Annotated in this window: 12 protein-coding genes; 5 read left to right on the top strand and 7 right to left on the bottom strand. The window is 70.2% G+C overall.

Going from position 1 to position 12,669, the window contains the following annotated elements:
* The first annotated feature begins 53 nt into the window (after positions 1-53).
* The 5 genes from G7045_RS04955 to G7045_RS04935 all read left to right on the top strand — a co-directional run bounded on the left by G7045_RS04955 (position 54) and on the right by G7045_RS04935 (position 3,874).
* Positions 54-968 carry a folate-binding protein YgfZ gene (locus G7045_RS04955; protein WP_166158134.1) on the top strand — a complete coding sequence of 305 codons (915 nt, stop codon included), beginning with the start codon at positions 54-56 and terminating at the stop codon, positions 966-968.
* Entirely contained in the window at positions 968-1,843 is an 876-nt protein-coding gene (locus G7045_RS04950; protein ID WP_166158130.1) for a M23 family metallopeptidase, read from the top strand. The genes G7045_RS04955 and G7045_RS04950 overlap by 1 nt, the downstream gene beginning before the upstream one ends.
* A gap of 271 nt (positions 1,844-2,114) precedes the next feature.
* Entirely contained in the window at positions 2,115-2,870 is a 756-nt protein-coding gene (locus G7045_RS04945; RefSeq protein ID WP_166158127.1) for an META and DUF4377 domain-containing protein, read from the top strand.
* Positions 2,871-2,883: 13 nt separating this feature from the next.
* The gene (locus G7045_RS04940) at positions 2,884-3,420 is read left to right on the top strand and encodes a pseudouridine synthase (protein WP_166158124.1); all 537 of its coding nucleotides are present in this window, start codon (positions 2,884-2,886) and stop codon (positions 3,418-3,420) included.
* Between the two features lie 40 nt (positions 3,421-3,460).
* Positions 3,461-3,874, top strand: a complete 414-nt coding sequence (locus tag G7045_RS04935; protein ID WP_240919279.1) for a thermonuclease family protein — start codon at positions 3,461-3,463, stop codon at positions 3,872-3,874.
* Between the two features lie 194 nt (positions 3,875-4,068).
* On the opposite strand, the gene G7045_RS04930 is transcribed toward G7045_RS04935, so the two are convergent.
* From G7045_RS04930 to G7045_RS04900, 7 genes are read right to left on the bottom strand one after another with little or no spacing between them, the layout of a single operon-like run.
* A complete protein-coding gene (locus G7045_RS04930; RefSeq protein ID WP_166158121.1) occupies positions 4,069-5,745 on the bottom strand; it encodes a HAMP domain-containing sensor histidine kinase in 1,677 nt (558 codons plus the stop codon).
* Positions 5,746-5,757: 12 nt separating this feature from the next.
* Entirely contained in the window at positions 5,758-7,983 is a 2,226-nt protein-coding gene (locus tag G7045_RS04925) for an EAL domain-containing protein (protein WP_166158118.1), read from the bottom strand.
* Positions 7,984-8,010: 27 nt separating this feature from the next.
* The gene (locus G7045_RS04920) at positions 8,011-9,006 is read right to left on the bottom strand and encodes an aminotransferase class I/II-fold pyridoxal phosphate-dependent enzyme (RefSeq protein WP_240919278.1); all 996 of its coding nucleotides are present in this window, start codon (positions 9,004-9,006) and stop codon (positions 8,011-8,013) included.
* Complete coding sequence (gene cbiB, locus G7045_RS04915) at positions 8,991-9,941, bottom strand: adenosylcobinamide-phosphate synthase CbiB (RefSeq protein WP_166158115.1); 951 nt, start codon at positions 9,939-9,941, stop codon at positions 8,991-8,993. The genes G7045_RS04920 and cbiB overlap by 16 nt, the downstream gene beginning before the upstream one ends.
* Positions 9,938-10,651 (bottom strand): 5,6-dimethylbenzimidazole synthase, encoded by a 714-nt coding sequence (gene bluB, locus G7045_RS04910; protein ID WP_166158112.1) that lies wholly within the window; start codon positions 10,649-10,651, stop codon positions 9,938-9,940. Before bluB ends, cbiB begins: the two co-directional genes overlap by 4 nt.
* Entirely contained in the window at positions 10,648-11,169 is a 522-nt protein-coding gene (locus tag G7045_RS04905; protein ID WP_166158109.1) for a methylated-DNA--[protein]-cysteine S-methyltransferase, read from the bottom strand. Before G7045_RS04905 ends, bluB begins: the two co-directional genes overlap by 4 nt.
* Positions 11,166-12,665 (bottom strand): PepSY domain-containing protein, encoded by a 1,500-nt coding sequence (locus G7045_RS04900; RefSeq protein WP_166158106.1) that lies wholly within the window; start codon positions 12,663-12,665, stop codon positions 11,166-11,168. Before G7045_RS04900 ends, G7045_RS04905 begins: the two co-directional genes overlap by 4 nt.
* Positions 12,666-12,669: the final 4 nt, after the last annotated feature.

Below are 12,669 nucleotides of genomic sequence, written 5' to 3'. Positions count from 1 at the left end.
GCACAAGCCCTGCTGCCCAAAATGTGTAGAGCCGGGGATGATAATCGCTGGCCATGACTGTCCCGCCCCTGCCCCTGAACGGCATCACCCCCCTGCCCGCCCTGGGCGTGATCCGCGCCCAAGGCGCCGATGCTGGCCGCTTTTTGCACGGCCAGCTGACCCAGGATTTCGCCCTTTTACCCCCGCACCAGGCACGCCTGGCGGCCTACCTCACGCCCAAGGGGCGCATGTTGGCCAGCTTCATCGCCTGGCAGCGCGGCCCCGAGGACTACCTGCTGGTGTGCTCGCGCGACCTGCTCGCGGCCACGCTCAAGCGCCTGGCCATGTTCGTGCTGCGCGCCAAGGTGCAGCTGCACGACGCCAGCGCCGACTTCCAGCTCTGGGGCCTGGCCGGAGATGCTCTTATTTCGATAGCTGGTAGCGCAAAACCCGCCTGGGCCAAAGCCGATTTTGATGCTGCAAACCTGGTCCACCTCTACCCCGCCTGCGGCCAGCCGCGCGGCCTGTGGCTGGCGCCGGCAGACACGCCCGCGCCCAGCGGCGCCGCCCTGGCGCCTGCGCTGTGGGCCTGGGGCGAGGTGCAGTCGGGCGTGGTCACGCTGTGCGCCGCGCTCACCGACGCCTTCGTGCCGCAGATGCTCAACTACGAATCCATCGACGGCGTGAACTTCAAAAAAGGCTGCTACCCCGGCCAGGAGGTGGTGGCGCGCAGCCAGTTCCGGGGCCAGCTCAAGCGCCGCACCTATCTTGCGCACGCCGACGCCGAACTGCCCGTGGGCGCTGAAATTTTCACCCCCGACGACGCCGAACAACCCGTGGGCCAGGTGGCGCAAGCCGCCCCCGCTCCCGGCGGCGGCTGGGACGCGCTGGTGGTGCTGCAAACCAGCGCCGCCCAGGCTGCGCTGCACGCCGGCGCGGCGCAGCTCACCCTCGGCAGCCTGCCCTACCCCTTGCGCGACGACATTTGATGGCCCCGCCCCTCTCGCGCCGCGCCCTGCTGGGCGCCGGCGCCGCCCTGGCCCTGCCCTGGGCCGCCGCGCCCCTCACCGCAGCCGCTGGTGCCAACGCGCAGCGCCCCCCAGGCTGGCCGCGCCCGCTGGCCGTGCCCGGCGGCCTGCTGCTGCTGCCCCTGGGCCCGGCAGCGCAGGCGCCGCAGGCTTTCACCACGCACGAGGACGAACGCGTGCCGCTGCTGGTGCTCGGCCAGCCCGAGGGCTGGACGGCGCTGCTGGGCCTGCCCCTGGCCGCCCCCGTGGGCCCCGGCCATATCGAGGTGCAGCAGGCCGATGGCCGGGCGCAGCCCATCAGCTATACGGTGCAGGCCAAGCAGTACGCCGAGCAGCGCCTCTCGGTCGCGCCGCGCACGGTCGATCTCTCGCCCGAGGACAACGCCCGCTACGAGCGCGAGCGCGCGCACCAGCGCCAGGTCATGGCCACCTTCAGCCAACCGCTGCCCACACAGCTGGCCATGGCCGCGCCCGTGCCCGGGCGGCGTTCGAGCTCTTTTGGCCTGCGCCGCGTGTTCAACGGCCAGGCGCGCAACCCGCACAGCGGCATGGACATCGCCGCGCCCAGCGGCACGCCCATTGCCGCGCCGCTGGCTGGGCGCGTGCTCGACACCGGCGACTACTTTTTCAACGGCCAGACCGTCTGGCTCGACCACGGCGGCGGCCTGCTCACCCTGTACTGCCACCTGAGCCGCATCGACGTCGCCCCCGGCCAGGCGCTGGCCGCCGGCGCGGTGCTGGGCGCCGTCGGCGCCACGGGCCGCGTCACCGGGCCGCACCTGCACTGGGGCGTGATGCTCAACCGCTGCATGGTCGATCCGGCGCTGTTTCTTTGAACCTAAATCCGGCAGTTGATCGCTTGCAACCCTCAATAACACCTTATGCGCTTTGACATTTTTGGCTCCGGCAGGCTTCACTTATTGGGTGAGAGCGCTATGCACCCGCCAGCACCGTGCTGGCCGCGCCATGCTGCGTTGCTCGTCCTTGCGCACAGGAGTGCGCGGCGTCCTCTCGCCTTGCCTGGCACACCCATCACAGCACTGACGGGCGCATCCAACTGCCGGATTTAGGTTGAATTTTTACGCCCTGCCACCATCCAAGCGCTGTATGAAACCTCTCGCACTCCTCATCCCCCTGGCGGCCTGGACGCTCAGCGCCTGCAGCACCACCCCGGCCACACCGGCGGCCAACGCCGATACCCTGCAGGCCTACACCTGGAACATGCAAACCCCCGCCTGGCGCCTGCCTGGCCAGGCGCCGCTGCAGCTGCACTTTGACGGCCAGCGCCTGGCCCTGTCGCAGCTGTGCAACCAGGCCAGCGCCCCCTACCAGGCCGAGGGCCATCGCCTGCAGCTGGGCGCACCCATGGCCACGCTGCGCGCCTGCCCCGACGCCGCGTTGATGCAACTCGAACAGCGCGTGCTGGCCCAGCTGCCGCAGCTGCGCAGCTACGCCATCAGCGGCGGCGCCAGCGCGCCGCAGCTGCAACTGACGTTTGCCGACGGCAGCCAGTGGCAGCTGGGCGGCCAGCCGACGCCGGCAACGCGCTTTGGCGGCCCGGGCGAGCGCATCTTCCTCGAAGTGGCGGCCCAGACCGTGGCCTGCAACCACCCGCTGATGCCGCAGGCGCAGTGCCTGCGCGTGCGCGAGCTGCACTACAACGCGCAGGGCCTGCGCCAGGGCAGCGGCGAGTGGCAGGCCTTCTACGCCAGCATCGAGGGCTACCAGCACCAGGCCGGCGTGCGCAACGTGCTGCGCCTGCAGCGCTACCCGGCGCAAGCCGCCGGCGCGCCGCAACCGGCCGACGCACCGCGTTACGCCTACGTGCTCGACCTGGTGGTCGAATCGGCCAGCGAGCGCTGAACGGGCCTAGACCTTGGAGCTGGTGCGTTTCAACAAACCCTACGGCGTGCTCAGCCAGTTCACGCCCGAGGGGCGCTGGCAGGGCCTGCGCGACTATCTCGATCTGCCCGGTTTCTACGCCGCTGGCCGCCTCGACGCCGACAGCGAAGGCCTGCTGCTGCTCACCAGCAACGGCGCGCTGCAAGCGCACATTGCCGACCCGCGCCACAAGATGGAGAAAACCTACTGGGCGCAGGTCGAAGGCATCCCCAGCGCCCAGGCGCTGCAACAGCTCGCCCAGGGCGTGCTGCTCAACGACGGCCCGACCCGCCCGGCACGCGCGCGCCTGCTGCCCGCCGAGCCACCACTGGCACCGCGCAACCCGCCCATCCGCCAGCGCCAGCACATCCCCACCGCCTGGCTGGAGCTGGTGATCCGCGAAGGCCGCAACCGCCAGGTGCGGCGCATGACGGCTGCCGTCGGCCACCCCACGCTGCGCCTGGTGCGCGTGGCCATCGGCCCCTACCAACTGGGCGATCTGGCCCCCGGCGCCTGGGCCCGCGCCGACTGATCCGCCTTGCCTTTCTTTATTTGCTGTGTCTGCCACTGCCTTGCTCTGCCTCGTCATCGCCGTTGCCGATGGCGACACCCTGACCGCACGCTGCGGCCTGCAAAAAATGCAGGTACGCATCGCCGCCATCGACGCTCCCGAACGCCGCCAGCGCTTTGGCCCAGAGGCCCGCAGCCGCCTGACGCTGCTGTGCTGGCAACAACGTGCACACATCACCCCGCTCGAAAAAGACAAGTACGGGCGCACCGTGGCCCAAGTCAGCTGCCAAGGCCAGGACGTGGCCAGCACCCAGCTGCGCGCCGGCCTGGCCTGGGTGTACACGCCCTACGCCCACGGTTTTGAGTACCTGCAGCCCCTGCAGGCACAGGCCCGCATGGAACACCGAGGCCTGTGGGTACAGACCCGCCCCCAGCCCCCCTGGAGCTACCGCCAGCGCTATGGCCGGGGGCATTGAGGCGCCACGGCGCAGGCAAAACGCTATCAATTCAATAGCTACTCGCGCTTATTCAGAAAGGCTCAAGGCGGAAAAACACCTGATTGGCAATCTACCCCAGATGTTTACCCCCATCCGTTCGGGCTGAGCCCTTCGGCAAGCTCAGGACAGGCCAAGCTCAGGGCGAACGGGGCGTGTCTGAGCCAGGTCGCTAATCAGGTAAAAACCGCATTGTTTTCGCCCCCGGTGCGCGGCGCCTGCAGCGGCAGGTGCAGCGTAAAGCAGCAGCCCTGCCCCAGGCGGCTGTGCAGCGCAATGCGCCCGCCGAGCACGCCCGTGACCAGGGTGTAGGTGATGTGCAGCCCCAGGCCCGAGCCCCCCTGGCCCAGGCGGGTGGTAAAGAAGGGGTCAAACACTTTTTGCTGGTTCTGCAGCGCAATGCCGCAGCCGTCGTCGGCCACATCCAGGCGCAGGGCATCGCCTCCCTCGGGCGCGGCTGTGAGGCGGATATGGCCGCTGCTGGCGCCGTCAAACGCGTGCACCAGGGCGTTGTTGATGAGGTTCATCAGCACCTGGCCCAGGGGGCCGGGGTAGCTGTCAAGGATTAGGGCGGGGGCTATTTCGGTGTGCAGCTGCACCGGGGTTTTGCGCAGCGTCGGACGCATGGCCAGGGTGATCTCCTGCACCAGCTCATCGAGGCTAAAGCGCCGGCGCTGGGAGCTGGTCTGGTCCACCGCCAGCTGCTTGAAGCTGCCTATGAGCTGCGCCGCCCGCGCCAGATTGCGCTCGATGATTTGCCCGCCCTCGCGCACATCGTCCAGGTAGGTGGCCATGGCGCTGCGGGTGAGCCCCGCCTGCACCAAGTCAGCAAAACGCGCGTGCGTCTGCACCAGGGTGCTGGCGACCGTGACGGCGTTGCCAATGGGGGTGTTGAGCTCGTGCGCCAGCCCCGCCACCAAGGCGCCCAACGCCGCCAGCTTCTCGCTTTGCAGCAGCTCTTGCTGCGCCTGGCGCAAATGCTCCAGGGCCGCGTGCAGCTCGGCGGTGCGCTGGCTCACGCGCTGCTCCAGATGGGCGTTGAGCTCGTCCAGGCGTGCCTGCGTTTCCTTGAGCGAGCTGATGTTGATGTGCGTGCCCATGACCTTGCCCATGGGCTGGCCCTGGGCGTCGCGCAGCGCGCTGCCGCGCGACCATATCCACACCCAGCCGCCGTTGGCATGGCGCATCCGGAATTCGCTCTCGTACATGCCAGGCGCACCGGCGGCCAGGTAGTCGGCAAAGCATTGGCTGGCGCGCGCGCCATCGTCGGGGTGCAGCAGCGCCAGCCAGGTGTCGTGCAAATTGGGGCTGCCTTCGCGCGAATACGCCTGCGGATCGTACCCAAGCATGGAAAAGTACTCCGGGCTGCACCACAGGTACTGCTGGTGCTGGTCCCATTCCCAAACCCCGGTGTTCGACACCCGCGCCAGCGCAATAAAGCGCTCGCTCTGCTGGTGCAGCGCCGCCTGCGCCTGCTTGCGCAGGCTGATGTCCTGGCGCGCGCCAATCATTTTCAGCGGCCTGCCCTGGGCGTCGCGCTCGGCAACGCTGCCGCTGTCGAGCACCCAGACCCAGTGCCCGTCCTTGTGCCGCATCCGCGACTCGCACAGGTACTGGTCGATATGCCCCTCCAAGCAGGCCTGGGTGCGGCGGGCGCTTTCGGCCAGGTCGTCAGGGTGGCACAGCTGCACAAAGGTACGGCCATTGATGGGTTCGAGCTCTGCCAGCTCATAACCCAAAATCTGCGCCCAGCGCGGATCGAGGCGCAATTCATCGGTCTGCACCTCCCACTCCCACATGCCTGCAGCCATGGCTTTGAGCACATGGGCCAGGCGCTGCTCGGCTAAGTCCATGGTGGCCCTCCTTCAAGTGCGCGGCTGCTGTGCCAGCCAATCGCGAAAAGCCTGCGCATCGAGCGGCGGCGAGAACAAGTAGCCCTGCCCCTCCTCGCAGCCGGCGCCGCGCAAGGCATCGCGCTGCGCCGTGGTTTCTATGCCCTCGGCAATCGTCGCCAGGTGCAGGTGCCGCGCCAAGGTGAGGATGGTGCGGGCAATCTCGAACGCCCCGGCCTCGGCCTGCGCACCGCTGACAAAACTGCGGTCAATTTTGAGGCGGTCGAGTTGCAGCCCCTGGATGATGCTCAGCGAGGAGTAGCCCGTGCCAAAGTCGTCCATGGCCACACGGATACCGCGCGCGCGCAGCTGTTCGAGCTTGTGCGCGAGCTGGCCAACGTTTTCAATCGCCACCGACTCCGTCAGCTCCACCTCCACCTGCGGCCCGGGCACGCCCGCCTCGTCCAAAATGGCCAGAAAGCGCGGCACGAAATCGGGCTCGACGAACTGCACGTGCGAGACGTTGATGGCCACACGAAAATCGGCTGCCACCGCGTCCCCCAAGCTTTTGCGCCACGCCAGCGCGGTGCGCGCCACCCATTCACCAATGGGCACCATCAGCCCCGACTGCTCGGCCAGCGGAATGAAGCGGTCGGGCGGCACGAACTGGCCCTGTGCGTTCTTCCAGCGCAGCAGGCATTCGGCGCCGACGACGCGGCCCGTGCGCAGCGCAATAAAGGGCTGGTAATGCAAAAACAGCCGTTCCTCGGAAAACGAGGCGCGCAAGCGGTTGAGCAGCTGAATGCGTTCGCGCGCAGCATCGGCCTGCGCCGCCTCAAAGTACAGCGCCTTGCCGCGTGCAAAGCGCTTGGCCTGCTTGAGTGCGGCACTGGCGTTTTTGAGCACGGCTGCGCCACCGCTGACGCCGTCGATATTGAGTTGCACCAGCCCCGCCGTCACCGACAGGCGCAGCGGCTCGCCCTCGGCCAGGGCCAGCGGCTGGGCAAACGCCTGGGCAATGCATTCGGGCGTGACCTGCGCGGCCGTGCCCAGCAGGCCAAACAAATCCCCGCCCAGGCGGGCGACCACGGTGCTAGGCGCAAAGCACGCTTGCAGCTGCTGCGCCACGGCCTGCAGCACGGCATCGCCGTAGCTGGGGTCGAGCACGCTGTTGATGTCGGCAAAGTTGTCCAGGTCCAGCAGCGCCACCGTGTCCTGCTCTGGGCTGCGCAAATCAATCGCGGCGGCCAGGGCGTTGCGGTTGGGCAGGCCCACCAGCGCGTCATGAAACGCCAGCTCCTTGATCTGCAGGTACAGCTGCAGGTTCTCGAAAGCGACGGCGATGTTGCTGCAAAAGACTTCGAGCAGACCGCGTTCGAGCGCCTCCAGCGGCCTGGCGATGTCCACGTAGGCAGCCAGGGCCAGGCCGCGCCCGCCGTCAAAAAACAAGCCGGCACCGCATTCGTAGCCATGCGCGCGCCGCGCCAGCGTCTGCTGCAGCACCTGGCGTACGCGCGGGTCGGGCACGTCAGCCAGCGCCAGCCCCATCCATGCGCCGTACTGCCCTGCAGCGGCGAGCACATAGGGCGCACGCGCGCCCCCATCGGCCTGGGCGGCGGCGCAGACCAGGCCATCTTCGGGCAGATCGAGCAGCGCGCACAGCTGCGTGACCAGGCCGCTGGCAAATGCCTGCAGCCCCATGGTTTGGCCCAGCACTGCCGTGGCGGCCAGAATTTTCTCCAGCCCCCGGCGCCCGGCTTGGAGCTGGCGAATCTGCGCATACGAGCGCAGCGCCATGGTCAGGCTGGTAAAGAGCCGCACCTGGGTCAGCTCGGATTTGGTTTTGTAGTCGTTGATGTCGTAGCGGGCAATGGTGTCGATCTCTGGCGCGTAGCCCGGCTGGCCGGTGCGCAAGATGATGCGCAGCGCCAGGTTGCCCAGCTCCTCGCGGATATGGCGCACCAGCTGCAAGCCGGCGTCGTCGCTCTCCATCACCACGTCGATCAGGGCCACGGCAAAGTCCGGGCGCTGCGCCAGCAGGGCGCGCGCCTGGGCGGCGCTTTCGGCATGGCTGAAGGCCAGCGCCCGCCCCTGCACCTGCAAGCCCTTGAGGGCCAGCACCGTGGCGGCGTGCACATCGGGCTCATCGTCCACGATCAGCACCTGCCACACCGGGGCGGACGCAGGCGCCGGGCCATCGGCAAGCGGGGCCGGTTCTTCGTTTGCGTAGGTGAAAACGTCGTCGCCAGGATGCGCCATGCCAACCTCCTTTGTGCGACGGCCATCCTACCGCAGCCGCTGCACCTGCTGCGCCAGCGCCTGCTGCGCCGGCGGCGCCAGAACGCCCAGGCGCCAGACGCCGGGCAGGCCAAACGAGGTGCAGTCGCGCAGCTTGATGCCGGCGGCGCGCAGCTGCTGCAAGGCGTGGGCGGCAGCAGCGGCATCGAGCGCCGGGCGCACACAAAAATAGTTCGCCAGGCTGCCGGCGAGCACCTGCCAGCCCAGCGCCGTGCACAGCGCCAGCTGCTGCGCCTTCCAGGCGCGCAGCAGCGGCAGCGACTGCGCCAGCCAATCCTGCACCGGCGGCTGCACCCAGGCCGTGAGCAGCGCCACGCCGTCCGCCCCCAGGGGCCAGGAAGGCGCCAGCGCCTGCAGCTGCGCCACCTGCGCCTCGCCCCCTGGCGGGGCGATGGCGTAGGCGGCGCGCAGCCCCGTCAGGCCCAGGGCCTTGTTGGGCGTCCACAGCTGCCAGGCGTCGGCTGCCAGCGCCGGCGCCACGCCCTGCAGGCGCAGCGGGGCGTAGGCACAGTCGAGCACGCGCAGCGCCCCGGCGGGCGCCGCCTGCTGCGCCCAGGCGGCCAGGGCCGGGTCGTCATCACCGAGCGGGCTGGCCGGGGCGCAGGCCCAGTGCAGGGCCTGCGCCTGGGCGCCGGGCTGCAGGCCCCACAGCTGCGCCGCGCGGGCGTAGTCGCCATAGCCGTGCGCCGGCAGCTGCACGTGGCGCAGGCCGCTGCGCGCGGCGTGGGCGCTGATGCGGTGGATGAATTCACTGGCGCTGGCAGCGGGCACGATGCGCGCCGGCGCCACGCCGTGCCACTGCGCCAGCGCAGCGCGCAGCGCGGTGTAGGCCGGGTCGGGGTAGCGGCTGCAGTCGGCTGCGCGCACGGCAGCGAGCGCGGGCGGGCAGGGGCCGCAGGCGTTGGCGTTGGTGGAAAAGTCGTGCAGCGGCACGCCCAGGGCGTCCGGGCCGCCGTGCACAGGGGGCGTCAGGGCAGTATCCACGTTACAAAAATGATAGCTGCTGGCGCAATCCCAGCAAGGGTTAGCACGGTATTTGATGCCAATTTGAGGGCGCGCCGGGTGTCCAGGGCGCTGGGCGCGCGGGCGCCGGCGTTGAGGGCGTACACCCCGGGCTTGGCCAGCTGCAGGCCCAGCAGCAGGGCCATGGCTGCCATCGGCCAACCGCTGTTGGGCGACGGCGTTTGCCGCGCCTGCCGCGCCAGGCCCTGCGGCCAGCGCTGGGCGGCGGCGGCCAGCAGCAGCGCCGTCAGGCGCGCGGGCAGCCAGGAGAGCACGTCGTCGGCGCGTGCGGCCCATTTGCCGGCCCACTGCCAGTAGCGCCCGCTGCGCATTCCGGGGTAGCCCCACATGGCGTCGGCGGTGTTGGCAAAGCGGTACAGCGCCGCCCCCGGCAGGCCGAGCAGGGCAAACCACAGCAGCGGCGCGACCACGGAGTCGCTCAGGTTTTCGGCCAGGGTTTCGATGGCGGCCTCGCGCACCTGCTGCGCGCTCAGGGCGCTGGTGTCGCGGCTGACGAGCCAGGACAGGCGCTCGCGCCCGGCGGGCAGCGACTGCGCCAGCGCCCGCTCCACCGCCTGCACCTCGTCGTGCAACATGCGCCAGGCCAGCAGCGGCTTGAGCAGCAGCGCCAGCACCGGCGCCACCAGCCAGGGCGGCAGCAGCGCCCAGGTGGCCCATTGCAGCGTTGTCGCCACTATTAAAACAATAGCTGCTAGCGCGCTCCAGGCAAGCGCTGCAAGCCAAAAAGCCTTGTAATCCTGGGCCGTGGGCTGGGCCGGCGCCAGGCGTGCGCCGCAGGCACCCAGGGCGCGCCCCATCCACACCACGGGGTGGCAGGCGACGGGCGGCTCGCCCCAGAGGCGGTCGATGAGCAGCGCCAGCAGCAAGGCGGCGGCCAGCACCAGGGCCGTGCTCATGCCGCCGGCGCGGCGCTGGCGCCGGGCAGCCAGTCGGCGCCCTGGCCCCAGCCTTCGTCGAACACCACGGCCGACAGCGGCGCGCGCTGCGCCCAGCGCTCTTGCTGCAGCATGGGCGCTTCATAAAAGCCGTGCACCGGCCCCAGGCACAGCAGGGCGACGGTGCGCGCGCCCGGCGGCAGGCCCAGCAGGGCGCCGACCTCGGCCGGGTCAAAAATCGACACCCAGCCCAGGCCCAGGCCCTCGGCGCGTGCTGCCAGCCACAGGTTCTGGATGGCGCAGGCGACCGAGGCCAGGTCCATCTCCGGCAGCGTGCGCCGGCCAAACACGTGGGCCTCGCGGCCATCGGCCAGAGCGACGGCAAAGACCTCGGCGGCGTCGAGCAGGCCCTCGACCTTGAGCTGCAAGAAGCGCTCGCCCTGCGCCCCCAGGGCGGCGGCGGTGCGTGCACGCTCGGCCAGCACCAGGGCGTGCAGCTGCTGGCGCCGCGCAGCGCTGCGCACGCGGATGAAGCGCCAGGGCTGCATGAAGCCGACGCTGGGCGCATGGTGCGCCGCCGTCAGCAGGCGCGTGAGCACCTCGGGCGCAACGCTGCCGCCGGCGAAGTGGCGCATGTCGCGGCGCTCGTCGATGGCGCGGTAGACGGCGGCGCGCTCGGCAGCGCTGTAAGGTTCGGCGGGAATGGTGGGGGTGGTGGGGGTGGTGTTCATACCAAAGACTCCTGCGGCCAGGCGCCTTCGAGCGCCAGCAATGCCTGTTTGCGCGCCAGGCCACCGCCGTAGCCCGTCAGGCGGCCATTGCTGCCGATGACGCGGTGGCAGGGCACGATGATGCTGATCTTGTTGGCGCCATTGGCCGCCGCCACGGCGCGCGTCGCCGTCGGCTGGCCGATATGCGCAGCCTCCTGCGCGTAGCTCCAGGTCTGGCCAAAGGCGATTTGCAGCAGGGCCTGCCACACGCGCTGCTGGAACGGCGTGCCCACCAGGTCCAGCGGCACATCAAAATCGCGCCGCTGGCGCGCAAAGTACTGCGCGATTTCGCTGCGCGTCTGCGCCAGCAGGGCGCTGTCGCGCGCCTGCGCCAGGCAGGCGTGGGCCGCCTCCACCTGCGCCAGTTCGCGCTCCACGCCGGCCTGGCCGACGAATTCGAGCAGGCACAGGCCGCGCTCACTGGCCACCGCCAGCATGTCGCCCAGGGGCGTGGGGAAAACACAGGAATGCAAGGTCATGCGCGATTGTCGCCGCGTACCGGGTATTTGCGCACCGGCCGCAGCACGCGCCAGGCAAGCACGCAAGACGTCAGGCACAGCGCCAGCCCCAAAAGCGACAGGCCGACGACCAGCGTGCTGCGCAGCAACGGGCGCGCCAGCAGCGGCGCAAAGTCCAGGCTGTGCAGGCCGTGGTAGAGCCAGCGGCGGTAGCTGCTGCGCCCATCGCCCTGCTGCACGATGGCGGCGCTGGCCGGATCGACGTAGGCGTGCACGCCATCGGCCCATTGCGCGCGCCACACCGGCAGCGGACGCTGCCCCAGCGCGCCGCTGCCGTGGCGGCTGTAGTACAGGTCGTCGTAGGCCGCCAGGCGTTCGAGTGCTGGCGCCCCAGCCTGCGGGCGCAGGGCGGCAAGTGCGGCCTGCACCGTGGCCTCGGGCACGGCATCCTGCAGGGAGCCCCCGGGCTGGTCGGCACGCAGCAGGCGCTGGCCCAAGTCAGCGCCTGCCGTGCGCGTGCGCACGCGCCACCAGGCCTGGCCAGCGATGCGCAGCAAGTCCACCTCCAGCGCCTGCAGGCCCTCGGCCTGCACCGCCTGCACCGCCTGTTCGGGGCCACGCACCAGTGCGGGCATGGCGCCCTCCCAGGCTGAGCGCAGGCTGGCAGCGGGGCCGCCGCCGCCAAAAACGCCAAACGGGTTCATCGACAAGAGGCCGGAGAACATCCAGGTGAGCGTGCACACCCCGGCCACCAGGCCAACGATGTGATGCCAGCGCAGCCAGCGCTTGCGGTACGGTATCCAGCGGCTGCGGTTCAGGAACAGCTGCCACAGCCCCAGCACCAGCCCCGTGGCCGCCAGCAGCACGGCGGGGATGGAGAGCCACACCACCACCTGGTGCCAGGCCTGGGGAAACTGGCGCAACACCGTCGGGTACAGCCAGTGCGGCACGGCGCCGAGCCAGTTCCAGAAGCGCTCGGCGCGGCGCGTATCGCGCACCACCTCGGCGGCAAAGGGCGAGACGTATAGCTCCAGCCCATCGCCCCCGGCCATGCGCATCTTGAACAGCGGCCGGTGCGGGTCGAGCCCCTGCGGCACGCTCCACTGGTCGCGCTCGATCTGTTCCACCGCCAGCGCCTCGCGCCCGGCAAAGGCGGCGGCAATCTGCTGCGCCTGCGCGGCATCACGCGGCGCCAGCACCTGGGCGCTGCGTGCATCCAGCGTGTGCCAGTGCCCGGGCGTGGCCAGGCGCCAGACGGGCTGCGCCCCCAGCATTCCCAGCCGCGCCTGGGTGGGCGCGGGCAGGCCGGCCTGCGCTGCTGCCTGCTGCGCGCTCAGGCAACAGCCGGGCGGCAAGGCCAGCGGCGCCAGCGCTGCCAGGCGCTCGGCGCTGGTGAGCGCCGGGTACGGCACGTAGTACAGCACCACGCCGCTGGCAAACCACATCAGGAAAAACAGCGCCAGCACCACACCGAGCCACTTGTGCAGCCAGATGAGGGGTTTTTTCAGCCCGCCCATGGTG

This window comes from Acidovorax sp. HDW3 (assembly GCF_011303755.1).
In the GTDB taxonomy this organism is placed as follows: domain Bacteria; phylum Pseudomonadota; class Gammaproteobacteria; order Burkholderiales; family Burkholderiaceae_C; genus Paenacidovorax.
The sequence above is the reverse complement of the archived record's forward strand: the minus strand, read 5'-3'. Positions and strand labels throughout refer to the sequence as shown.

What these genes read in the sequence shown, in the direction of transcription:
- G7045_RS04930 (WP_166158121.1), bottom strand. Translation starts at nt 5,745, where the DNA reads ATGGACTTAGCCGAGCAGCGCCTGGCCCATGTGCTCAAAGCCATGGCT.
- G7045_RS04945 (WP_166158127.1), top strand. Translation starts at nt 2,115, where the DNA reads ATGAAACCTCTCGCACTCCTCATCCCCCTGGCGGCCTGGACGCTCAGC.
- G7045_RS04925 (WP_166158118.1), bottom strand. Translation starts at nt 7,983, where the DNA reads ATGGCGCATCCTGGCGACGACGTTTTCACCTACGCAAACGAAGAACCG.
- cbiB (WP_166158115.1), bottom strand. Translation starts at nt 9,941, where the DNA reads ATGAGCACGGCCCTGGTGCTGGCCGCCGCCTTGCTGCTGGCGCTGCTC.
- bluB (WP_166158112.1), bottom strand. Translation starts at nt 10,651, where the DNA reads ATGAACACCACCCCCACCACCCCCACCATTCCCGCCGAACCTTACAGC.
- G7045_RS04950 (WP_166158130.1), top strand. Translation starts at nt 968, where the DNA reads ATGGCCCCGCCCCTCTCGCGCCGCGCCCTGCTGGGCGCCGGCGCCGCC.
- G7045_RS04900 (WP_166158106.1), bottom strand. Translation starts at nt 12,665, where the DNA reads ATGGGCGGGCTGAAAAAACCCCTCATCTGGCTGCACAAGTGGCTCGGT.
- G7045_RS04905 (WP_166158109.1), bottom strand. Translation starts at nt 11,169, where the DNA reads ATGACCTTGCATTCCTGTGTTTTCCCCACGCCCCTGGGCGACATGCTG.
- G7045_RS04955 (WP_166158134.1), top strand. Translation starts at nt 54, where the DNA reads ATGACTGTCCCGCCCCTGCCCCTGAACGGCATCACCCCCCTGCCCGCC.